We start from the raw sequence: 21,691 nt of genomic DNA, 5'->3' as shown, positions 1-21,691 counted from the left end.
CCCCGGCCCAAGCTGATGAACCGAGCAGGACCCCGATGAGCTGGCTCACCAAACTCATGCCCTCCCGCATCCGTACCCAGGGCAACGGCAAGCGCGGCGTGCCCGAAGGCCTGTGGGAGAAGTGCGACAAGTGCGGCGCGGCCCTCTACGGCCCCGAGCTCGAGAAGAACCTGCGCGTCTGCCCCAAGTGCTCGCACCACATGGCCATCGGCGCGCGCGAGCGCCTGGTGGCCTTCCTCGACGACGACAGCGGCGAGGAGATCGGCGCCGCGCTCGGCCCCGTGGACGCGCTGCACTTCAAGGACCAGAAGAAGTACGCCGACCGCATCAAGGCGGCCCAGAAGTCGGTCGGCGAGCGCGATGCGCTGGTGGCCGTGCAGGGCCAGCTCAAGGGCCGGCCGGTGTGCGTGGCCGCGTTCGAGTTCCGCTTCATGGGCGGCTCGATGGGTTCGGTGGTGGGCGAGCGCTTCGCCCTGGCCGCCGAGCGCGCGCTCGAGCTCGGCTGCCCGCTGGTGTGCTTCTCGGCCACCGGCGGAGCGCGCATGCAGGAAGGCCTGTTCTCGCTGATGCAGATGGCCAAGACCTCGGCCGCCCTGGGCCGCCTGCGCGCCGCGGGCCTGCCTTTCGTCTCGGTGCTCACGCACCCGACCACCGGCGGCGTCTCGGCCTCGCTGGGCATGCTGGGCGACATCAACGTGGCCGAGCCGCATGCGCTGATCGGTTTCGCCGGTCCGCGCGTGATCGAGCAGACCGTGCGCGAGACCCTGCCCGAGGGTTTCCAGCGCTCGGAGTTCCTGGTCGAGCACGGCGCCGTGGACCTGATCGTCGACCGCCGGCAGATGCGCGAGAAGCTGGCCGGCCTGCTGGCGCTGATGATGCGCCAGCCGCGTCCGCCCGCCGACGCGACCATCGAGGCCGCCTGAGCCGCATGTCCCAGCGCAAGTACTTCGGCACCGACGGCATCCGCGGCCGGGTGGGCGAATACCCCGTCTCGGCTGATTTCATGCTGCGCCTCGGCGCCGCCGCCGGCCGCGTGCTGGCCGGCGCCGGCCGCGAGCACGCCACCGTGGTGATCGGCAAGGACACGCGCATCTCGGGTTACATGTTCGAGGCCGCGCTCGAGGCGGGCCTGGTGGCCGCCGGCGCCGACGTGCGCATGCTCGGGCCGATGCCCACGCCGGCCGTGGCCTACCTGACGCGCTCGCTGCGCGCCGACGCCGGCATCGTCATCAGCGCCTCGCACAACCCGCACCACGACAACGGCATCAAGTTCTTCTCGGCCCAGGGCGAGAAGCTGGGCGATGCGCTCGAGGCGGCCATCGAGGCCGAGCTCGACCAGCCCTTCCGCACCGTGCCCTCCGGGCAGCTGGGCAAGGCCAGCCGCGTCACCGACGCGCTGGCGCGCTACGCCGAGTTCTGCAAGTCCACCGTGCCGGCCGATTTTTCGCTGGCCGGCCTGCGGCTGGTGCTCGACTGCGCGCACGGCGCCACCTACCAGGTCGGCCCGCGCGTGTTTTCCGAGCTCGGCGCCTCGGTGGACGTGATCGGCAACGAGCCCGACGGGCTCAACATCAACGACGGCGTCGGCTCCACCCACCCCGAGGCGCTGGCCGCCCGGGTGCGCGAGACCGGCGCCGACCTCGGCATCGCCTTCGACGGCGACGGCGACCGCGTGCTGATGGTCGACGGCCGCGGCGAGCTCGTGGACGGCGATGGCCTGGTCTGGGTGCTGGCCCGCGACTGGCAGGCCAGCGGCCGCCTGCGCGGCCCGGTGGTGGGCACGCTGATGACCAACTACGCCATGGAGCGCGGCCTGGCCGGGCAGGGCATCGGTTTCCTGCGCGCCAGGGTCGGCGACCGCTACGTGCACCAGGCGCTGGTGGAACACGGCGGCGTGCTCGGCGGCGAAGCCTCGGGCCACCTGCTGTGCCTGGACCGGGCCAGCACCGGCGACGCCATCGTCAGCGCCCTGCAGGTGCTCGAGGCGCTGCGCCGGCGCGGCCAGTCCCTGCGCGAGGCCCTGGCCGGCTACGAGCCGCTGCCGCAGCAGACCGTGAACGTGCGCATCGCCCCCGGCGTCAAGCCGCTGGAGCAGCCCGCCGTGCAGGCCGCCCGGGCCGAGGCCGAGGCCGCCCTGGCCGGCCGCGGCCGGCTGGTGCTGCGCCCCTCGGGCACCGAGCCGGTGGTGCGCGTGACCGTCGAGGCCGACGACGCCGGCCTGATGCGCCAGGTGCTCGAGCGCCTGGCCGAGGTCGTGCGCGCCGCGGCTTGAGCCGCGTCAAGGTTCTTCACGGCCCGGCCCTTACAATCCCCCTCATCGACACCAACGGAACGCCCACGTGACCGCCCGCATCCCGACCCTCGACATCCAGCGCTTCGACACCGACCGCGAGGCCTTCGTCGCCGACCTCGGCGCGGCCTACCGCGAGTGGGGTTTCGCCGGCATCCGCAACCATGGCATCCCGCAGGCCCAGATCGACCGGGCCTACGACGTCTTCCAGCGTTTCTTCGCGCTGCCCGAGGAGGCCAAGAAGAAGTACCACGTGCCCGGCGGCGGCGGCGCCCGCGGCTACACGCCCTTCGGCATCGAGACCGCCAAGGGCGCCAAGCACTTCGACCTCAAGGAGTTCTGGCACGTGGGCCGCGAGATCCCGCGCGACTCGAAGTACGCCGACGTGATGCCGCCCAACCAGTGGCCCTCGGAAGTGCCCGAGTTCAGGGAAGTGGCCTACGGCCTGTACACCGCGCTCGACAACCTCGGTTCGCGCGTGCTGTCGGCCCTGGCCCTGCACATCGGCCTGCCGGAGAACTACTTCGCCGACAAGACCAACTTCGGCAACTCCATCCTGCGACCGATCCACTACCCGCCGATCACCGCCGACGACATCCCGAACGTGCGCGCCGGCGCGCACGAGGACATCAACCTGATCACCCTGCTGGTGGGCGCCTCGGCGGCCGGCCTCGAAGTGCTCTCGCGCAAGGGCGAGTGGGTGCCGTTCACGGCCGACGCCGACACCATCGTGGTCAACATCGGCGACATGCTCCAGCGCCTGACCAACCACGTTTACCCGTCCACCACCCACCGCGTGGTGAACCCGCCGGGCGAGGCCGCGCGCAAGCCGCGCTACTCGACGCCGTTCTTCCTGCACCCGAACCCGGATTTCCTGATCGAAACCCTGCCGGGCTGCATTTCGGCCGACAACCCGAACCGCTACCCGACGCCGATCACCTCGCACGACTACCTGCTCGAGCGGCTGCGCGAAATCAAGCTGGTCTGAGCCAGCGGGTCCCCCGTAGGAGCGACTCAATCGGCGTCGCGGAAGTCTTTTGACTTGGAGGCGAGCAGGGCGCGGGCGACGCCGTCGGGCAGGTACTTGCACAGGGCGGCGATGAGTTTGTTGCTGCGGCCGGTGATGAGCCGCGGCACGCCGGCCTCGACCGCGTCCACGCCCTGGCGCGCCACTTCGGCGCTGGTGAGCCAGATGCCCTTGGGCAGCTTGCTCACCTTCTCGCGCATGCCGTTGACGTCGTGGAACTCGCTGTAGGTCATGCCCGGGCACAGGGCGGTGACGAACACGCCCCGGGGCCGGGTTTCCTGGTCCAGCGTTTCCGAAAAGCGGATCAGCCAGGCCTTGGTGGCGCCGTAAAGCGTGTGCCCGGCCGTGGCCGGCACCAGGCCGGCCAGCGAGGCCACGTTGAGGATGCGGCCGCGGCCCGCGGCTTCCATCGCCGGCAGGTAGAGGTGGGTGAGGTGGGCGACCGAGGTCAGCAGCACCTGGATCGAGTCGGCGTGGGTCTTCCAGTCGGCGCTCAGGTAGCGGCCGGGCACGCCGTAGCCGGCGTTGTTGACCAGGGTGTCCACGAACAGGCCACGTGCCTGCGTCTCGGCGAAGAGCCTGTCGGGCGCGGCCGGGTCGGCCAGGTCCGCGGCCAGCACCACGCAGGGCACCTGCGCCGAGAGTTCGGCCGCCAGCGCCTCGAGCCGCTCCACGCGCCGCGCCGTCAGCACCAGCGGCTTGCCGCGGCGGGCGTATTCGCGGGCGATGTCGGCGCCGATGCCGCTGGAGGCGCCGGTGACGAGGGCGTAGGCGGGGGTTGGGGTGCTCATGCAGGCTCAGTGAAGGTCTTTCGCGTGATTATCACCCCCGGCGGGCGCTAATCCGCGTGACGCCCCATGGGCGAGGCCGACAGGGGGCCCGATGACCGCAAGAACCGCCGTGGCCTGGCTGCCCGCGCTCGCATGGGCTGCCGCCTTGGCCGCTTCGTCCGTCCACGCGGCCCCCCTGGAGGTGCGCGTGCTCGACGGCGACGGCCAGCCGGTGCCCGGGGCCGTCGTCAGCCTGCATTCCGACGCCACCCGGCCCGTGCCGGGGCGTTCGGTGATGGACCAGCGCAACACCGCCTTCGAGCCCGGCGTGCTGGTGGTGCAGGCCGGCACCGCGGTGAGCTTCCCCAACAGCGACACCGTGCGCCACCAGGTGTATTCGTTCTCGCCGGCCAAGCCCTTCGAACTGCCGCTGTACTCGGGCACGCCGCCCGAGCCGGTGGTGTTCGACCAGCCCGGCATCGTGGTGGTGGGCTGCAACATCCACGACTGGATGATCGGCTGGATCGTGGTGCTCGACACGCCCCTGCACGCGCGCTCCGGCGCCGACGGCAAGGCGCGCCTGGAGGCCCCCGAGGGCGACTACCAGCTGCGCGCCTGGCACCCGCGCCTGGAGGGCGAGCCGGCAACCGCCGACGTGCGCGTCGCCCCCGCGGCGCCGGCGGTGGAGGTTGGGCTCGCGCTCGGCCCGCCGCCGCCCGACCGCCGCGGCAACGACCGCCTGCGCGCGCTGCAGGACCGCCTGCGCAGCCTGCGCCAGGAAGACTGATGCGCTCGCAGCTGCACACCCGCATCGTCGCGCTGCTGATCGGCCTGGTGCTGGCGGCCCAGCTGGCCACCTTCGTGGTGGTGCATTTCGCCACCGAGCGCAGCGTGCGCAGCCAGCTTTCCGACGAACTCGAGGTGGGCGAGCGCGTGTGGCAGCGTTTCCACGGCGCGCGCGGCGAGCAGCTGCTCGAAACGGCGCTGGTGCTGGCCGACGATTTCGGCCTGCGTGCGGCCGTGGCCAGCGGCGACCCGGCCACCATGGATTCCGCGCTTCGCAACCACGCCAGCCGCGTGGGCGCCGACGCGGCCATCCTGCTGGGCCCGGACGGCCGCTGGCTGGCCGGCCTGGACGGCACCGGCCCCGACTGGGGCGGCGCGGCCCTGTCGCAGGCGGTGGCGCGGGCCGAATCCGAGGGTTTCGCGCTGGCCGTGCTGCCGGCGGATGGGCGCCTGCACCAGCTGGCCCTGATCCCGGTGATGGCCCCGCAGCGCATCGGCTGGGTCGGCATCGGCAGCACCTTCGACGGCGCTTATGCCGGCGATTTCCGCGCGCTCACCGGACTGGACGTGAGCTTCGTGCAGGCGGGGCAGGGCGTGCTGTCGGTGTACGCCAGCAGCCTTGAAGCGCCCGCCCGCGAAGCCCTGGCGGCGCTGCCGGCCGGAGAGCTCGCGCCGGGCGAAGCCCTGAGCGACGTCGCCCTGGGCGAGGAACACTGGTTCGTGCGCGCGCTGGCGCTCGAGGACAGCGGCGAACCGCCGGTGCAGGTGCTGCTGCAGGGTTCGCTCGACCAGGCCATGGCGCCGGTGGCCAGCCTGGAAAACCGCATCCTGCTGCTCTCGGGGCTGGCGGCGGCGCTGGCCCTGCTGGTGGCCGGTTTCCTCGGCCGCGGCATCAGCCGGCCGGTGGTGCAGCTGGCCCGCGCCGCCCAGCGCGTCCAGGACGGCGACTACAGCCAGCCGATCGAGGTCGCCGGCCGCGACGAAATCGCCCAGCTCGCGGCGGCCTTCGGCCACATGCAGCAGGGCATCGCGGCGCGCGAGGCACGCATCCTCCACCAGGCGCACCACGACGGCCTGACCGGCCTGCCCAACCGCAGCCTGGCCCACGAACGCCTCGAGCGTGCGCTGGGAACGGTGCGCGGCGCGGTGCTGGTGCTCGACCTCGACCGGTTCAAGGAAATCAACGACACCCTTGGCCACGGCTTCGGCGACCAGGTGCTGGAGGAAGTGGGCAAGCGCCTGCGCCAGGCGGTGCGCCCCGGCGACCTGGTGGCCCGCCTGGGCGGCGACGAGTTCATGGTGCTGATGGCCGACGTGGACGGCGAGCGCGCCATGCAGCGCGCCCGCGACCTGCTCGGGCAGCTGCGCCGTCCGCTCGACCTGCCCACCACCCGCATCAACCTCGACGCCAGCCTGGGCCTGGCCCTGCACCCCGAGCACGGCACCGACGCCCAGACCCTGCTGCGCCGCGCCGACATCGCGCTCTACGACGCCAAGGAGGCGCGCGCCGGCGTGGCCGTCTACCGGGAGGGCAGGGACGAGGTGCACCTGCGCCAGCTGGCCCTGGTGGGCGACCTGCGCGAGTCGATCGCGCGCGGGCAGCTCAGCCTGCGTTACCAGCCCAAGGTGGACCTCGCCAGCCGCCAGGTGCGGCACGTCGAGGCGCTGCTGCGCTGGCGCCACCACGCGCTCGGGCCGGTGTCGCCGGACGAGTTCATCCCGCTGGCCGAGCGCTCGGGCTATGTGCACGAGATAACCCGCTTCGTGCTCGAGGCCGCGCTCGCGCAGAACGCCGCCTGGCGCGCCGAGGGCCTGGACCTGGGCATGGCGGTGAACCTCTCGGCCATGGACCTGATGGACGCCGACCTTCCGGGGTTCGTGCAGTCCACGCTGCGCAGGCACCAGGTGCCCGCGGCGCGGCTGATCCTGGAGGTGACCGAGGGCGCGCTGATGCGCGACGTCGACTACGCCGTGCGCATGCTGCACCGCCTGCGCGAGATCGGCGTGCGCCTGTCGATCGACGATTTCGGCACGGGTTACTCTTCGCTGGCGCAGCTCAAGCGCATGCCGGTGGACGAGATGAAGATCGACAAGAGTTTCGTCATGCAGCTCATCGAAGGCAGCGACGACGCCGTCATCGTGCGCTCGACCATCGAGCTGGGCCACAACATGGGCCTGACCGTGATCGCCGAGGGCGTGGAGACCGACTCGGGCCTGGAGCTGCTGCGGCGCTTTCGCTGCGACATGGTGCAGGGCTACCTGTTCAGCCCGCCCCTGGAGGCCGGGGCGCTGCTCGACTGGTGCCGCCGCTTCGAGGACGTCGAGGCATGAGGCGGGCCTTTGCGCTCGCGCTGGTGCTGCTGGCGGCCGGGCCGGCCTGGGCCGGGGCCGGCGGTCGCCTGCTCGCCACCGGCGGCGCCACCCAGGTCGAGGGTTCGGCCGGCGGCGGAATCGTTCCCTGGGCCGTGCTGGCCGGCTACGGCACGCGCGAGCAGCAGGGCGGCACCGCCTTCTACACCCGGGTCGACACCGGCGACTACGCGCTCGACGCCTGGGGCGCGGCCTGGACCTTCCGCAACCGGCTGGAGCTGTCGGTGGCCCGCCAGCGCTTCGACCTGGGCGAGCTGCAGCGCCGCCTGGCCCTGCCCTGGGACGCGCTCGAGCAGGACGTGTTCGGCGCCAAGCTGCGCCTGGGCGGCGACCTGGTCTACACCCGCATGCCGCAGCTGAGCCTGGGCCTGCAGCACAAGCGCCTGCGCGACGGCACCTTGCCGCTGGCCCTGGGCGCCCGCGACGACGCCGGCACGGATATCTACCTCGCCGCCAGCAAACTTTTCCTCGACGGCCCGGGCGGCCGGCAGTGGCTGGCCAGCGGCACCCTGCGCTCGACCCGGGCCAACCAGATGGGCCTGCTGGGCCACGGCGGCGACCGCGACGGCGGCCGCGCGCTGGTGTTCGAGGGCAGCCTGGCCGTGGTGCTGGATCCGTCGTGGGTGGTGGGCGTGGAATACCGGCAAAAGCCCGACAACCTCGGTTTCGCCTCCGAGGACGACTGGAAGGATGCCTTCGTGGCCTGGTTCCCGAACAAGCACGTGGCGGTGGTGGCGGCCTGGGCCGACCTGGGCGGCATCGCCACCCTGGATGGCCAGCGCGGCGGTTATCTCTCCGTCCAGGTGGGGTTCTGAGATGGCCCTGCTGCGATTTCCCCGGCTGATCCCGGCCCTGCTGCTGGCCGTCGCGCTGGCCGGCTGCGCCGCGGCGCCGGCCCGCCCGGGCCTTTACGAGCAGTTCGGCGGCCAGGCCGGGGTCGAGGCCCTGGTGGAGGAATTCCTCGTGCGGCTGCTGGAGGACGAGCGCATCAACGCCCAGTTCGCCGAAGTGGACCTGCCCAACCTCAACGACCGCCTGGTGGAGCAGTTCTGCGTCGAGCTGGGCGGGCCCTGCACCTACACCGGCCGCAGCATGGCCGAGTCGCACGCCGGCCTCGCCATCACCGAGGCCGACTTCAACGCGCTGGTGGAGGCGCTGCTGGACGCGATGCAGGCGCGGGGCATCCCGCGCGCGGCCCAGAACGCGCTGCTGGCGCGGCTGGCGCCGATGCACCGGGACATCGTCAGCCCCCGCGCCTCGCGATAGAATCGCGGTTTTCCGCACAGGGAAGCCCGCATGCGCCAGAGGATCGTCGCCGGCAACTGGAAGCTCAACGGCAGCCGCGCCTTCGCGCGCCAGCTGCTCGATGCCGTGGTGGCCGCGCCCCGCGCCGCCGGCGTGGACCTGGTGGTGCTGCCGCCGCTGCCCTACCTTGCCGAGCTGGCCGAACGCTATGCGGGGCAGGGCCTGGGCTTCGGCGCCCAGGACCTGGGCGTGAACACCGAGGGTGCCTACACCGGCGAGGTGTCCGGCGCGATGCTGCGCGACGTCGGCGCCCGCTACGTGCTGGTGGGCCACTCCGAGCGCCGCCAGTACCACGAGGAAAGCCCCCAGGACGTGGCCGAAAAGTTCGTCGCCGCCCTCGGGGCGGGCCTGGTGCCGGTGCTGTGCGTGGGCGAGACCCTGCACCAGCGCGAGGCCGGCCAGACCGAATGGGCGCTGCAAAAGCAGCTGGGCCCGGTGGTCGAGCTGGCCGGCATCGAGGGCTTCCGGGGCGCGGTGGTGGCCTACGAGCCGGTCTGGGCCATCGGCACCGGCCGTACCGCCAGCAAGGAGCAGGCCCAGGAGGTCCACGCCTTCATCCGTGGCGAACTGGCCGCGCTCGATGCTACAATCGCCGGCTCGCTGCCCATCCTGTACGGGGGCAGCGTTAAGCCCGCCAACGCGGCCGAGCTGTTCGCCCAGCCCGACGTCGATGGTGGCCTGATCGGGGGCGCGTCCCTCGTGGCCCAGGATTTCCTGGCAATCGCCGCCGCGGCGGCGAGGTAACGGACCAACATGCTGCTCACCATCGTCAGTGTCATCTACGTGCTGGTCGCGATCGCGATGATCGTGCTCATCCTCATGCAGCGCGGCACCGGTGCGGCCGCCGGCTCGGGCTTCGGCGCGGGCGCTTCGGCCACCGTGTTCGGCGCGCGCGGCTCGGCCAACTTCCTTTCCTCGTCCACCAAGTGGCTGGCCGTGGTCTTCATGGGCATGAGCCTGGGCATGGCCTGGTACGCCACCCATGGCGGCCGCGAGGCCGCGCAGGCGTCGCTCGAGGACATCGGCGCGATGTCCGAGGTTCCGGCCGTGTCCGCCCCGGCGGGCGAGGTCCCGGCCTCCGACATCCCGGCCCCGGCCACCGACGTGCCGGCCACCGGCGCCGATGTGCCCGCGGCCGAAGGCGAGGTTCCCGCCACCCCGGCCGAGGCCGTGGAAAATGACGCGGAAAACACCCGCGGCGGCTGATCGAACTGATACAATCTTCAGCCTTCGATCCATGCATCGGAACGAAGGCACACCTGCCCAGGTGGCGGAATTGGTAGACGCACTACCTTGAGGTGGTAGCGACGTAAGTCGTGGGGGTTCGAGTCCCCCCTTGGGCACCAAATCGACCAACGGGCTGCCGCCCGGCAAACGCTGGAGCGGCGGCACGGACGCGCCCACGGGCGCAAGGTGAGGATGCGCGCGTGCTTGGCGAATATCTGCCGATCCTGTTGTTCCTTTTCGTTTCCACCGGCCTGGGCATCGTGCTCCTGATCGCCGGCTGGTTCCTCGGTCCCAAGCGGCCCGACGCCGAAAAACTCTCCCCCTACGAATGCGGCTTCGAGGCCTTCGAGGACGCGCGCATGCAGTTCGACGTGCGCTATTACCTCGTGGCCATCCAGTTCATCATCTTCGACCTGGAAATCGCCTTCGTTTTCCCGTGGGCGGTGAACTTCCGCAACCTCGGCATCGTCGGCCTCACCGAGATGGGCATCTTCATCGGCCTGCTGGTGCTGGGCTTCATCTACGTCTGGAAGAAGGGAGCGCTCGAATGGGAGTGATCCAGTCCGTTTCGAACCTGATGCACAACCCGATCCCGGAAGGTCGGGTCGACGACATCCTGCGTCCGGAAGGCGAGAACCCGCTGCTCGAGCGCGGCTTCGTCACCACCTCGGTCGATGCGCTGGTGAACTGGGCCCGCACCGGTTCGATGTGGCCGATGACCTTCGGACTGGCCTGCTGCGCCGTCGAGATGATGCACGCGGGCGCCTCGCGCCTGGACCTCGACCGCTACGGCGTCATCTTCCGCCCGTCGCCGCGCCAGTCCGACGTGATGATCGTCGCCGGCACCCTGGTCAACAAGATGGCCCCGGCCCTGCGCAAGGTCTACGACCAGATGCCCGAGCCCAAGTGGGTGATCTCGATGGGCAGCTGCGCCAATGGCGGCGGCTACTACCACTACTCGTATTCGGTGGTGCGCGGCTGCGACCGCGTCGTGCCGGTGGACGTGTACGTGCCGGGTTGCCCGCCGACGGCGGAAGCGCTCGTGTACGGCATCCTGCAGCTGCAGAAGAAGATCCGCCGCACCAACACCATCGCCCGCTAAGGACCCAGCAGACGCCATGGTCGAGACCCCCACGAGCTTCCCCGAGCGCCTGAAGGCACGCCTGCAGGACAAGCTGGTTTCCCTGCACGAGGCCCTGGGCGAAACCACGGTCGAGATCGCCCCGGGCGAATGGGACGCGGCCGCGCGCCTGCTGCGCGACGACCCGGATCTCTCGTTCGAGCAGCTGATCGACCTGTGCGGCGTCGACTACCTCGGCTACGGCGACGACGAGTGGGACACCACCGACGTCAGCTCCGAGGGCTTCTCGCGCGGCATCGAAGGCGCCGGCCCGGGCCGCTTCGACTGGGACAGCCGCCCGCGCGGCAATGGCCCCGAGCGCCGCTTCGCGGTGGTGGTGCACCTGCAGTCGGTGCGGCACAACCGGCGACTCCGCCTTCGTTGTTTCGCCGCGGACAATAGCCTGCCCGTGGTGCCCTCGCTGGTGGACGTTTACCCGGTGGCCAATTGGTTCGAACGCGAATGCTTCGACCTGTTCGGCATCGTGTTCGAAGGCCACCCCGACCTGCGCCGCATCCTCACCGACTACGGCTTCGTCGGCCACCCGTTCCGAAAGGACTTCCCGCTGGTGGGCAACGTCGAGGTCCGCTACGACGCCGAGCGCAAGCGCGTGGTGTACGAGCCCGTCTCGATCGAGCCGCGCGTGGGCGTGCCGCGCGTGGTGCGCGAGGACTCCCGCTGGCAGCAGGCTGCCTCCGAGCAGCCGCGCAAGGACTGACCGGCCATGACCCAGGAAATCCGCAACTACACCCTCAACTTCGGCCCGCAGCACCCGGCCGCGCACGGCGTGCTGCGCCTGGTGCTCGAGATGGACGGCGAGGTGGTGCAGCGCGCCGACCCGCACGTCGGCCTGCTGCACCGCGGCACCGAGAAGCTGGCCGAGTCCAAGCCCTTCAACCAGTCGATCGGCTACATGGACCGCCTGGACTACGTCTCGATGATGTGCAACGAGCACGCCTACGTGCGCGCCATCGAGAAGCTGATGGGCATCGAGGCCCCCGAGCGTGCGCAGTACATCCGCACGATGTTCGACGAGGTCACCCGCATCCTCAACCACCTGATGTGGATCGGCTCGAACGGCCTCGACCTGGGCGCGATGGCGGTGTTCCTCTACGCCTTCCGCGAGCGCGAAGAGCTGATGGACTGCTACGAGGCGGTCTCCGGCGCCCGCATGCACGCCACCTACTACCGCCCCGGCGGCGTGGCGCGCGACCTGCCTGATTCCATGCCCAAGTACCGCGAGTCGCCGTGGCGCAAGGGTTCCGAGCTCAAGCGCGTCAACGAGTGGCGCGAAGGCTCGATGCTCGACTTCCTCGACGCCTTCTGCGCCGATTTCCCGCGCCGCGTCGACGAATACGAAACCCTGCTCACCGACAACCGCATCTGGAAGCAGCGCACCGTCGGCATCGGCGTGGTGCCGGTGGAGAAGGCGCTGGCCTGGGGCATGACCGGCCCGATGCTGCGCGGCTCCGGCCTGGCCTGGGACCTGCGCAAGAAGCAGCCCTACGCCGCCTACGACAAGGTCGACTTCGACATCCCGGTGGGCGTGCAGGGCGACTGCTACGACCGCTACCTGGTGCGCGTCGAGGAGATGCGCCAGTCCAACCGCATCATCCAGCAGTGCGTGAAGTGGCTCCGGGCCAACCCGGGCCCGGTGATGGTGCGCAACTTCAAGGTCGCGCCGCCGCGTCGTGCCGAGATGAAGGACGACATGGAAGCGCTGATCCACCACTTCAAGCTCTTCACCGAGGGCTACTCGGTGCCGGCCGGCGAGGCCTATGCCGCGGTCGAGGCCCCGAAGGGCGAGTTCGGCGCCTACATCGTCTCCGACGGCGCCAACAAGCCCTTCCGCCTCAAGCTGCGCGCGCCCGGCTTCGCCCACCTCTCGTCGATGGACGCGATCGTGCGCGGCCACATGCTGCCCGACGTCGTGGCGATGATCGGTACCTACGACATCGTCTTCGGCGAGATCGACCGCTAAGGATTGCCCAGGCCATGAAAGCCACCGGAAATTTCGCCGCCTGCCAGCACGTCGACCCGATGGTCGCGCTGACCGACGCCACCCGCGCCCACATCGACCATTGGGTCGCCAAGTTCCCGCCCGACCGCAAGCGTTCGGCGGTCATCCAGGGCCTGATGGCGGCCCAGGAGCAGAACGGCGGCTGGCTGAGCGACGAGATCATCGCCGCCACGGCCAAGTACCTCGGCATCCCGCCGGTCTGGGCCTACGAGGTCGCCACCTTCTATTCGATGTTCGACCTGCAGCCGGTCGGCCGGCACAAGGTCTCGATCTGCACCAACATCAGCTGCTGGCTCAACGGCGCCGAGGACATCGTGCGCCACTGCGAAGGCAAGCTGGGCATCAAGCACGGCGAGAGCACGCCCGACGGCCGCATCTTCCTCAAGATCGAGGAAGAGTGCGTGGCCGCCTGCGCCGCCGCGCCGGTGATGCTGATCGACGGGCACTACCACGAGAAGCTGACCACCGCCCAGGTGGACACGCTGCTCGACGGACTGGAGTGATTCAAGCCATGGCGCACGATTCCCGCTACTCCGAAGGCTACGGCCCGGTCGGCCCGGCCCCGCAGGAGCACAACGTCGTCTACACGACGCTGCATTTCGACAAGCCCTGGTCGTACGAGAACTACCTCAAGACCGGTGGTTACGCCGCCTGGCGCAAGATCCTGGCCGAAAAGCCCGATCCGGCGCAGGTCGTCGAGATGGTCAAGCAGTCGGGCCTGCGCGGCCGCGGCGGCGCCGGCTTCCCGACCGGGCTGAAGTGGAGCTTCATGCCGCGTTCGGCGCCGGGCCAGAAGTACATCCTGTGCAACTCGGACGAATCCGAGCCGGGCACCTGCAAGGACCGCGACATCCTGCGCTACAACCCGCATGCGGTGATCGAGGGCATGGCCATCGCCTGCTACGCCACCGGCTGCACCGTGGGCTACAACTACCTGCGCGGCGAGTTCCACCACGAGCCCTTCGAGCACTTCGAAGAGGCCCTGAAGGAGGCCTACGCCAACGGCTGGCTGGGCAAGGACATCCAGGCCACGGGCATCGACGTGGACATCCATGCCGCGCTCGGCGCCGGTGCCTACATCTGCGGCGAAGAGACCGCGATGATGGAGTCGCTGGAAGGCAAGAAGGGCCAGCCGCGCTACAAGCCGCCGTTCCCGGCCAACTACGGCCTGTTCGGCAAGCCCACCACCATCAACAACACCGAGACCTACGCCTCGGTGCCGGCGATCCTGCGCAACGGCCCCGAGTGGTTCCTGGGCCTGGGCAAGCCCAACAACGGCGGCCCGAAGGTGTTCTCGGTGTCGGGCCACGTCAACAACCCGGGCAACTTCGAGATCCGCCTGGGCACGCCGTTCTCCGAGCTGCTGGCCATGGCCGGCGGCGTCAAGGGTGGCCGCAAGCTCAAGGCCGTCATCCCGGGCGGCAGCTCGATGCCGGTGCTGCCGGCCGACGTCATGATGGGCTGCACCATGGACTACGACTCGATCCAGAAGGCCGGTTCGGGCCTGGGTTCGGGCGCGGTCATCGTCATGGACGAGACCACCTGCATGGTGCGCGCCTGCCAGCGAATCGCGCGTTTCTACTACGCCGAGTCCTGCGGCCAGTGCACCCCGTGCCGCGAAGGCACCGGCTGGATGTACCGCATGCTCACCCGCATCGCGGAAGGCAAGGCGGAGCTGTCCGACCTGCAGATGCTCAAGTCGGCCGCCGGCCAGATCGAAGGCCACACCATCTGCGCCTTCGGCGAGGCCGCCGCCTGGCCGGTGCAGGGCATGCTTCGCCACTTCTGGCACGAGTTCGAGTACGCCATCGTGCACAAGCGTTTCTACGTCGACGACCTGGCCAAGGGCCAGCTCGCCTCCACGGAGCAGGCCGCATGAGCGCCCAGCCGACCAACAACACCGCGCCGGACATGGTGAACATCGAGATCGACGGCAAGCCGCTGCAGGCGCCGAAGGGTTCGATGATCATCCAGGCCGCCGACAAGGCCGGCATCCCGGTGCCGCGCTTCTGCTACCACGAGAAGCTGCCCATCGCCGCCAACTGCCGCATGTGCCTGGTGGACGTCGAGAAGATGCCCAAGCCGGCCCCGGCCTGCGCCACGCCGGTGATGGAGGGCATGAAGGTCACCACCCAGACCAAGCGCGCGCTCGATGCGCAGCGCAACGTCATGGAGTTCCTGCTGATCAACCATCCGCTCGACTGCCCGGTCTGCGACCAGGGCGGCGAGTGCGAGCTGCAGGACCTGTCGATGGGCTACGGCCGCTCGGTCTCGCGCTTCGTCGAACGCAAGCGCGTGGTGCCCGACGAGGACATCGGCCCGCTGGTGGCCACCGACATGACGCGCTGCATCCAGTGCACGCGCTGCATCCGCTTCACCGCCGACGTCGCCGGCACCTACGAGCTGGGCGGCATGTACCGCGGCGAGCGCCTGCAGATCGGCACCTACGACGGCAAGCCGCTCACCACCGAGCTGTCGGGCAACGTCATCGACGTGTGCCCGGTCGGCGCGCTGACCAACAAGGTCTTCCGCTTCCGCGCCCGCGCCTGGGAGCTGCTGGCCCGCGAGTCGCTCGGCTACCACGATGCGCTGGGCTCGAACCTCTACCTGCACGTGCGCCGCGGCGAAGTGCTGCGCACCGTGCCGCGCGACAACGAAGCGGTGAACGAGTGCTGGCTCTCGGACCGCGACCGCTACTCGCACCAGGGCCTGCAGGCCGCCGACCGCGCCAGCCGTCCGCTGGTGCGCGAGGGCGACGCCTGGCGCGAGGCCTCGTGGGACGAGGCCCTGGCCGTGGCCGGCAAGCTGCTGCGCGAAGCCGGCGCCGAGCTCGGCGTGCTGGCGCATCCGTCCACCTCGAACGAGGAGGGCGCGCTGCTCGCTTCGCTGGCTTCGGGCCTGGGCAGCAAGAACATGGACCATCGCCTGAAGGCCGTGGACTTCGCCGACGCCGCCTTCGCCGAGCCCTTCGGCCTGCCGGCCGCGGAGCTTGAGAACGCCGACGTCGTGCTGCTCGTGGGCTGCAACCTGCGCCACGAGCTGCCGCTGCTGCACCAGCGCCTGCACAAGGCCGGCAAGCGCGGCGCGAAGGTGTTCGCCATCAACCCGGTGGACTTCGACTTCACCTTCCCGGTGGCCGGCAAGGCCATCGTGGCGCCCTCGTTGCTGCCGGGCGCGCTGGCCGCGGTGGCCCAGGCCGCCGGGGCGTCGCTGCCGGCCGGCGTGGCCGCCGGCACCAACGACCAGGCCAAGGCGATCGCCGAGGCGCTGGCGGGTGCGCGCCAGGCCGTCGTGATGCTCGGCGAGCTGGCCGAGAACCACGGCCAGGCCTCGTGGCTGCGCGCCACCGCGCGCGCGCTGGCCGCCAAGACCGGCGCCCGCCTCAACCGCATCCCGCAGGGCGCCAACGCCGTGGGCCTGGCGCGCCACGGCCTGCGCCCGGGGCAGGGCGGCCGCGACGCCGGCGCCATGCTGGCCAATCCGCTGCCGGCCTACCTGCTCTACGGCATCGAGCCGAACTACGACTTCGCCCACGGCGCCAAGGCGCTCAAGGCGCTGTCGGGTGCCAGGGTCGTGGCCTTCGCGGCGTTCGCCAGCGAGGAGCTCAAGGCCCTGGCCCGCGTGATCCTCCCCATCGGCGCGCTGCCGGAGGTCGAGGCCACGCTGACCAACCTCGACGGTTTCGACCAGCACACCCAGGCCGGCGGCAAGCTGCCGGGCGAGGCCCGCGCCGGCTGGCGCGTGCTCCGTGCGCTGGGTGGCCAGCTGGGCCTTCAGGGCTTTGATTTCACCGATCTCGCCGGCCTGCGCGCCGGCCTGCGCCCGGCCGCCCCGGCGGCGGGCGAGGGCCTGGCCCCGGCGCCGGCCGCCGACGCCGGCCTCGAGCGCATCACCAGCACGCCGATCTACCGCGGCGACGCGGTGCTGCGGCGCGCCGACGCGCTCAACGCGCATCCGCTCACCCACGGCGCGCGCATCGTGCTCAACCCGGCCGACGCGCAGTCGCGCGGCCTGGCCGAGGGCGCGATGGCCAAGCTCGGCGACGGTCACGGCAATGCCGTGCTGCCGGTGGTCGTGGACGCCCGCGTGGCGCCCGGCGCCGCCTGGGTCGAGGCTGATTACGCGGCCACCGCGCCGCTCTCGCCGGTCGCCCGGCTCGCCGTGGTGGGGGCCTGAGCATGATCGAGGCGATGCGCGAGTTCTTCCTCTCCTTCGGCGACCTGGGCCTGGTGCTCTGGACGCTGGTCAAGATCATCACCATCACCCTGCCGGTGGTGGTGGGCGTGGCCTTCTACACCCTGGCCGAGCGCAAGGTGATCGGCTGGATGCACGTGCGTCACGGACCGCAGTTCATCGGCGGCTTCCTGGGCATCGGCTTCATCCAGGCCTTCGCCGACGTGTTCAAGATGCTGTTCAAGGAACTGGTGGTGCCCAGCCAGGCCAGCGGCTTCCTGTACCGCCTGGCACCGCTGCTGGCGCTGGCCCCGGCGCTGGCCGCCTGGGCGGTGATCCCCTTCGACGACGGCGTGGTGCTGGCCGACGTCAACGCCGGCCTGCTGGTGCTGCTGGCGCTCACCTCGATGGGCGTGTACGGCATCATCGTCGGCGGCTGGGCCTCGAACTCCAAGTACGCCGTGCTCGGCGCGCTGCGTTCGGCGGCGCAGGTGATCAGCTATGAAATCGCCATGGGCTTCGCGCTCGTGGGCGTGCTGGTGGCCGCGGGCACGATGAACCTGAGCGAGATCGTCAACGCCCAGGCCGGCAACCTCGGCATCGGCGAGTGGTTCTTCATCCCGCTGTTCCCGCTGTTCATCATCTACTTCATCTCCGGCGTGGCCGAGACCAACCGCGCGCCCTTCGACGTCGCCGAGGGCGAGTCGGAGATCGTGGCTGGCTTCCACGTCGAGTACTCCGGCTCCGCCTTCGCCATCTTCTTCCTGGCCGAATACGCCAACATGATGCTGGTGGCGCTGCTGACCTCGCTGCTGTTCCTGGGCGGCTGGCTGTCGCCGTTCCCGCCCTCGTGGGGCGTGCTGGGCGAGCCGGGCTGGTGGTGGCTGGCGGTGAAGTTCCTGTTCTTCGCCTTCGCCTTCCTGTGGTTCCGCGCCACCTTCCCGCGCTACCGCTACGACCAGATCATGCGCCTGGGCTGGAAGGTGTTCATCCCCATCACCATCGTTTGGATCTTCGTGACGGCCATCGCGGCCTACAACGAATGGTTCACCCTGGGGTCCTGAGGAAAGCCATGAACCGCATCACGAACTACCTCAAGAGCCTGATGCTGCTGGAGCTCCTGGCGGGCATGAAGCTGACCCTGGGCTACCTGTTCAAGCCCAAGTACACGCTCAACTACCCCTACGAGAAGACGCCGCAGTCGCCGCGCTTCCGCGGCCTGCACGCGCTGCGCCGCTATCCGAACGGCGAGGAGCGCTGCATCGCCTGCAAGCTGTGCGAGGCCGTTTGCCCGGCGCTGGCCATCACCATCGACTCCGAGCCGCGCGCGGACGGCTCGCGCCGCACCACGCGCTACGACATCGACCTGTTCAAGTGCATCTATTGCGGCTTTTGCGAGGAAAGCTGCCCGGTGGACTCGATCGTCGAGACCCACATCCACGAGTACCACTTCGAGAAGCGCGGCGAGAACATCGTCACCAAGGCCCAGCTGCTGGCCCTGGGCGACCGCCTCGAGGACGAGATCGCCGAGCGTCGCGCCGCCGACGCGGCGTACCGCTGAGGCCGGGGGAAAGACATGACCTATGAACTGATCGCCTTCTACGCCTTCGCCGCCGTCACGGTGCTGGCGGCGCTGGGCGTCATCCTGGCCCGCAACCCGGTGCACGCGGTGCTCAGCCTCGTGCTCACCTTCTTCTCCGCCGCCTGCCTGTGGCTGCTGCTGCAGGCCGAGTTCCTCGGCGTGGTGCTGGTGCTGGTGTACATCGGCGCGGTGATGGTGCTGTTCCTGTTCGTGGTGATGATGCTCGACATCAACACCACGCCGCTGCGCGAGGGCTTCGTGCGCCACCTGCCGTTCACCGGCGCGGTGGTGGTGGTGATGGCCGCCGAGATGGTGATGCTGATCGGCATCCAGCGCTTCGAGCTCAGCCTCTCGGCCACCGACCCGGCCGCGGCCGCGGGCCAGACCAACCTCGAGTGGATCGGCCTGACCCTGTTCAGCAAGTACATCCTGCCGTTCGAGACGGCGGCGGTGATCCTCACCGTGGCCCTGGTGGTGGCGGTGATGCTGACCCTGCGCCGCCGCCCCGGCACCAAGCACCAGGACCCGGCCCGCCAGGTCGCCGTGCGCCGCGAGGACCGCGTGCGCCTGGTGAAGGTTGCGGCCGAACCCCGCCAGGAGGGCAACCCGTGATCACGCTCGGCCACTACCTCGCGCTCGCCGCGGTGCTGTTCTGCATCGCGGTGGCCGGCATCTTCATCAACCGCAAGAACGTCATCGTGCTGCTGATGTGCATCGAGCTGATGCTGCTCTCGGTGAACATCAACTTCGTGGCCTTCTCGCGCTTCCTGGGCGACGTCGACGGCCAGATCTTCGTGTTCTTCATCCTGACCGTGGCCGCCGCCGAGGCCGCCATCGGCCTGGCCATCCTGGTGACGCTGTTCCGCAACCGGCGCACGATCAACGTCGCCGAACTCGATTCGCTGAAGGGATGACCGCGCGATGATTTCCATGAACATCCTGCTGGTCATCGCCCTCGCGCCCCTGTTCGGCTCGGCCGTCGCCGGCCTGTTCGGCAAGCAGGTGGGACGCGCCGGCGCGCACTGGGTCACCATCCTCGGCGTGGCGGTCAGCTGCGCGCTGAGCCTGCACGTGCTCTGGCAGTTCATCGCCGGCGGCGCCGCCCCGTTCAACGAGAACGTCTACACCTTCTTCCAGGTGGGCGGCTATTCGGCCCACGTCGGATTCATGGTCGACACCCTCACCGCCATGATGATGGTGGTGGTCACCTTCGTGTCGCTGCTGGTGCACGTCTACACCATCGGTTACATGGAGGAAGACCCGGGCTACCAGCGCTTCTTCAGCTACATCTCGCTGTTCACCTTCAGCATGCTGATGCTGGTGATGAGCAACAACTTCCTGCAGCTGTTCTTCGGCTGGGAAGCGGTGGGCCTGGTGTCCTACCTGCTGATCGGCTTCTGGTATAAGCGCCCGACCGCGATCTTCGCCAACCTCAAGGCCTTCCTGGTCAACCGCGTCGGCGACTTCGGTTTCCTGCTCGGCATCGCCGGCGTGCTGGCCTGGGTCGGCACGCTCGACTACGCCACCGTGTTCGCGCACGCCTACAACAGCGAGCTGCAGGGCACCTTCACCCTGTGGTCGGGCAAGATCGGCTTCGGCGGCTGGAGCTACGACGTGCTCTCGGGCCCGGTGCAGGTCGAGATCATGACCTTCATCTGCATCTGCCTGTTCATCGGCGCCATGGGCAAGTCGGCCCAGGTGCCGCTGCACGTGTGGCTGCCGGATTCGATGGAAGGCCCGACCCCGATCTCGGCGCTTATCCATGCCGCCACGATGGTGACGGCCGGCATCTTCATGGTCGCCCGCATGTCGCCGCTGTTCGAGCAGAGCGAGACGGCGCTGGCCTTCGTGCTCTTCGTCGGCGCCACCACGGCCTTCTTCACCGGCCTGATCGGCATCGTGCAGAACGACATCAAGCGCGTCGTCGCGTACTCCACGCTCTCGCAGCTGGGCTACATGACGGTGGCGCTGGGCGTGTCGGCCTACTCGGCGGCGGTGTTCCACCTGATGACCCACGCCTTCTTCAAGGCGCTGCTGTTCCTGGCGGCCGGCTCGGTGATTATCGGCATGCACCACGAGCAGGACATGCGCCGCATGGGCGGCCTGAAGAAGTACATGCCCATCACCTACTGGACCAGCCTGATCGGCACGCTGGCCCTGGTGGGCACGCCCTTCCTGTCGGGCTACTTCTCCAAGGACACCATCATCGTCGCGGCGCAGATGGCGGCGAAGGAGGGCGGCTGGGTGCAGCAGTACGGCTACTACGCGGTGCTGCTGGGCGTGTTCATCACCGCCTTCTACAGCTTCCGCCTGCTGTACCTGACCTTCCACGGCAAGGAGCGTTTCCGCGAGGTGGCCCACGACGACCACCACGGCGACGACCACCACGACGACCATGGCCACCACGGCCCGGTCGAGCCGCACGAGTCGCCCTGGGTGGTGACGGTGCCGCTGGTGCTGCTGGCCATTCCCTCGATCTTCATCGGCTTCTTCACCGTCGGCCCGATGCTGTTCGGCGACTTCTTCCGCGGCGCCATCGAGGTCATGCCGGCGCACGACACGGTGGCCAAGGCGGGCGAACTGCTCTGGCATGACCACGGCGGATGGTTCATGGCGGCCGTGAAGTTCGGCGCACACGCCATTGAGTCGGTGGTGTTCTGGCTGGCCTTCGCCGGCTTCGCCCTGGCCACCTACATCTACCTGTTCAACCCGGCCCTGGCCGACCGCCTGGCGACGCTGTTCGCCCCGGTCGTGCGCGTCCTGGAGAACAAGTACGGCTTCGACGACCTGTGGATCAAGGGCTTCGCCGGCGGCGGCATCAAGCTCGGCCGCTTCTCCTGGAAGAAGGCCGACGCCGGCCTGATCGACGGCCTGCTGGTCAACGGCTCGGCCACCCTGGTCGACCGCGTCGCCGGCCTGGTGCGCCAGCTGCAGAACGGCCGCCTCTACAACTATGCCTTCGCCATGATCCTCGGCCTCATCGTCCTGCTGGCGGTGCTGGTCAAGATGACCGGCGCCTGA

The 21,691-nt window shown here is 69.9% G+C and carries 22 protein-coding genes and 1 tRNA gene; 22 read left to right on the top strand and 1 reads right to left on the bottom strand.

Annotated features, from left to right (window positions below; all coding sequences use genetic code 11):
• The first annotated feature begins 35 nt into the window (after positions 1–35).
• The 3 genes from accD to ABS41_RS10010 all read left to right on the top strand — a co-directional run bounded on the left by accD (position 36) and on the right by ABS41_RS10010 (position 3,278).
• Complete coding sequence (gene accD, locus ABS41_RS10020) at positions 36–923, top strand: acetyl-CoA carboxylase, carboxyltransferase subunit beta (RefSeq protein ID WP_290593506.1); 888 nt, start codon at positions 36–38, stop codon at positions 921–923.
• A gap of 5 nt (positions 924–928) precedes the next feature.
• Positions 929–2,272, top strand: coding sequence for a phosphoglucosamine mutase (glmM, locus tag ABS41_RS10015; protein ID WP_290593504.1), 1,344 nt, complete (start codon positions 929–931; stop codon positions 2,270–2,272).
• A 67-nt stretch (positions 2,273–2,339) separates the two neighbouring features.
• On the top strand, positions 2,340–3,278 hold the full coding sequence (locus ABS41_RS10010; RefSeq protein ID WP_290593503.1) for a 2-oxoglutarate and iron-dependent oxygenase domain-containing protein: 939 nt from the start codon (positions 2,340–2,342) through the stop codon (positions 3,276–3,278).
• Positions 3,279–3,304: 26 nt separating this feature from the next.
• On the opposite strand, the gene ABS41_RS10005 is transcribed toward ABS41_RS10010, so the two are convergent.
• A complete protein-coding gene (locus ABS41_RS10005) occupies positions 3,305–4,108 on the bottom strand; it encodes an SDR family NAD(P)-dependent oxidoreductase (RefSeq protein WP_290593501.1) in 804 nt (267 codons plus the stop codon).
• A 91-nt stretch (positions 4,109–4,199) separates the two neighbouring features.
• Here ABS41_RS10005 and ABS41_RS10000 point away from each other — a divergent pair, with 91 nt between their 5' ends.
• The 19 genes from ABS41_RS10000 (at position 4,200) to nuoL (ending at position 21,691) form a co-directional block, all read left to right on the top strand.
• Complete coding sequence (locus tag ABS41_RS10000; RefSeq protein WP_290593499.1) at positions 4,200–4,874, top strand: methylamine utilization protein; 675 nt, start codon at positions 4,200–4,202, stop codon at positions 4,872–4,874.
• The gene (locus tag ABS41_RS09995; RefSeq protein WP_290593497.1) at positions 4,874–7,204 is read left to right on the top strand and encodes an EAL domain-containing protein; all 2,331 of its coding nucleotides are present in this window, start codon (positions 4,874–4,876) and stop codon (positions 7,202–7,204) included. Before ABS41_RS10000 ends, ABS41_RS09995 begins: the two co-directional genes overlap by 1 nt.
• Positions 7,201–8,058, top strand: a complete 858-nt coding sequence (locus ABS41_RS09990) for a DUF3034 family protein (RefSeq protein WP_343123832.1) — start codon at positions 7,201–7,203, stop codon at positions 8,056–8,058. Before ABS41_RS09995 ends, ABS41_RS09990 begins: the two co-directional genes overlap by 4 nt.
• 1 nt (position 8,059) lies before the next feature.
• Positions 8,060–8,509: a group 1 truncated hemoglobin gene (locus ABS41_RS09985; RefSeq protein WP_290593495.1), complete on the top strand. Its 450-nt coding sequence runs from the start codon at positions 8,060–8,062 to the stop codon at positions 8,507–8,509.
• A 30-nt stretch (positions 8,510–8,539) separates the two neighbouring features.
• Complete coding sequence (gene tpiA / locus ABS41_RS09980; protein ID WP_290593493.1) at positions 8,540–9,292, top strand: triose-phosphate isomerase; 753 nt, start codon at positions 8,540–8,542, stop codon at positions 9,290–9,292.
• Between the two features lie 9 nt (positions 9,293–9,301).
• A complete protein-coding gene (gene secG / locus ABS41_RS09975; RefSeq protein ID WP_290593491.1) occupies positions 9,302–9,754 on the top strand; it encodes a preprotein translocase subunit SecG in 453 nt (150 codons plus the stop codon).
• A 55-nt stretch (positions 9,755–9,809) separates the two neighbouring features.
• Positions 9,810–9,894 (top strand) — tRNA-Leu (locus tag ABS41_RS09970).
• An 81-nt stretch (positions 9,895–9,975) separates the two neighbouring features.
• Positions 9,976–10,332 (top strand): NADH-quinone oxidoreductase subunit A, encoded by a 357-nt coding sequence (locus ABS41_RS09965; protein ID WP_106990159.1) that lies wholly within the window; start codon positions 9,976–9,978, stop codon positions 10,330–10,332.
• Positions 10,323–10,877, top strand: a complete 555-nt coding sequence (locus tag ABS41_RS09960; RefSeq protein ID WP_290593487.1) for an NADH-quinone oxidoreductase subunit B — start codon at positions 10,323–10,325, stop codon at positions 10,875–10,877. Before ABS41_RS09965 ends, ABS41_RS09960 begins: the two co-directional genes overlap by 10 nt.
• A 16-nt stretch (positions 10,878–10,893) precedes the next feature.
• Positions 10,894–11,613: an NADH-quinone oxidoreductase subunit C gene (locus ABS41_RS09955; protein ID WP_290593485.1), complete on the top strand. Its 720-nt coding sequence runs from the start codon at positions 10,894–10,896 to the stop codon at positions 11,611–11,613.
• Positions 11,614–11,619: 6 nt separating this feature from the next.
• Complete coding sequence (locus ABS41_RS09950; RefSeq protein ID WP_290593483.1) at positions 11,620–12,876, top strand: NADH-quinone oxidoreductase subunit D; 1,257 nt, start codon at positions 11,620–11,622, stop codon at positions 12,874–12,876.
• A 14-nt stretch (positions 12,877–12,890) separates the two neighbouring features.
• A complete protein-coding gene (gene nuoE, locus ABS41_RS09945) occupies positions 12,891–13,418 on the top strand; it encodes an NADH-quinone oxidoreductase subunit NuoE (protein ID WP_290593481.1) in 528 nt (175 codons plus the stop codon).
• Positions 13,419–13,426: 8 nt separating this feature from the next.
• On the top strand, positions 13,427–14,794 hold the full coding sequence (nuoF, locus tag ABS41_RS09940; protein ID WP_290593479.1) for an NADH-quinone oxidoreductase subunit NuoF: 1,368 nt from the start codon (positions 13,427–13,429) through the stop codon (positions 14,792–14,794).
• The gene (gene nuoG / locus ABS41_RS09935; RefSeq protein ID WP_290593477.1) at positions 14,791–17,091 is read left to right on the top strand and encodes an NADH-quinone oxidoreductase subunit NuoG; all 2,301 of its coding nucleotides are present in this window, start codon (positions 14,791–14,793) and stop codon (positions 17,089–17,091) included. The genes nuoF and nuoG overlap by 4 nt, the downstream gene beginning before the upstream one ends.
• 2 nt (positions 17,092–17,093) lie before the next feature.
• Positions 17,094–18,152: an NADH-quinone oxidoreductase subunit NuoH gene (gene nuoH / locus ABS41_RS09930; protein WP_290593475.1), complete on the top strand. Its 1,059-nt coding sequence runs from the start codon at positions 17,094–17,096 to the stop codon at positions 18,150–18,152.
• Positions 18,153–18,160: 8 nt separating this feature from the next.
• Complete coding sequence (gene nuoI, locus ABS41_RS09925) at positions 18,161–18,649, top strand: NADH-quinone oxidoreductase subunit NuoI (RefSeq protein ID WP_290593473.1); 489 nt, start codon at positions 18,161–18,163, stop codon at positions 18,647–18,649.
• 15 nt (positions 18,650–18,664) lie between these two features.
• Positions 18,665–19,282: an NADH-quinone oxidoreductase subunit J gene (locus ABS41_RS09920; RefSeq protein ID WP_290593472.1), complete on the top strand. Its 618-nt coding sequence runs from the start codon at positions 18,665–18,667 to the stop codon at positions 19,280–19,282.
• Positions 19,279–19,584, top strand: coding sequence for an NADH-quinone oxidoreductase subunit NuoK (gene nuoK, locus ABS41_RS09915; protein ID WP_290593469.1), 306 nt, complete (start codon positions 19,279–19,281; stop codon positions 19,582–19,584). The genes ABS41_RS09920 and nuoK overlap by 4 nt, the downstream gene beginning before the upstream one ends.
• Positions 19,585–19,591: 7 nt before the next feature.
• The gene (gene nuoL / locus ABS41_RS09910) at positions 19,592–21,691 is read left to right on the top strand and encodes an NADH-quinone oxidoreductase subunit L (RefSeq protein WP_290593467.1); all 2,100 of its coding nucleotides are present in this window, start codon (positions 19,592–19,594) and stop codon (positions 21,689–21,691) included.

Origin of the sequence: Arenimonas sp. SCN 70-307, from assembly GCF_001724815.1 — a bacterium.
GTDB lineage: Bacteria > Pseudomonadota > Gammaproteobacteria > Xanthomonadales > Xanthomonadaceae > Arenimonas.
Note: the sequence above shows the minus strand (reverse complement) of the source record. Positions and strands in the feature narration are given on the sequence as shown.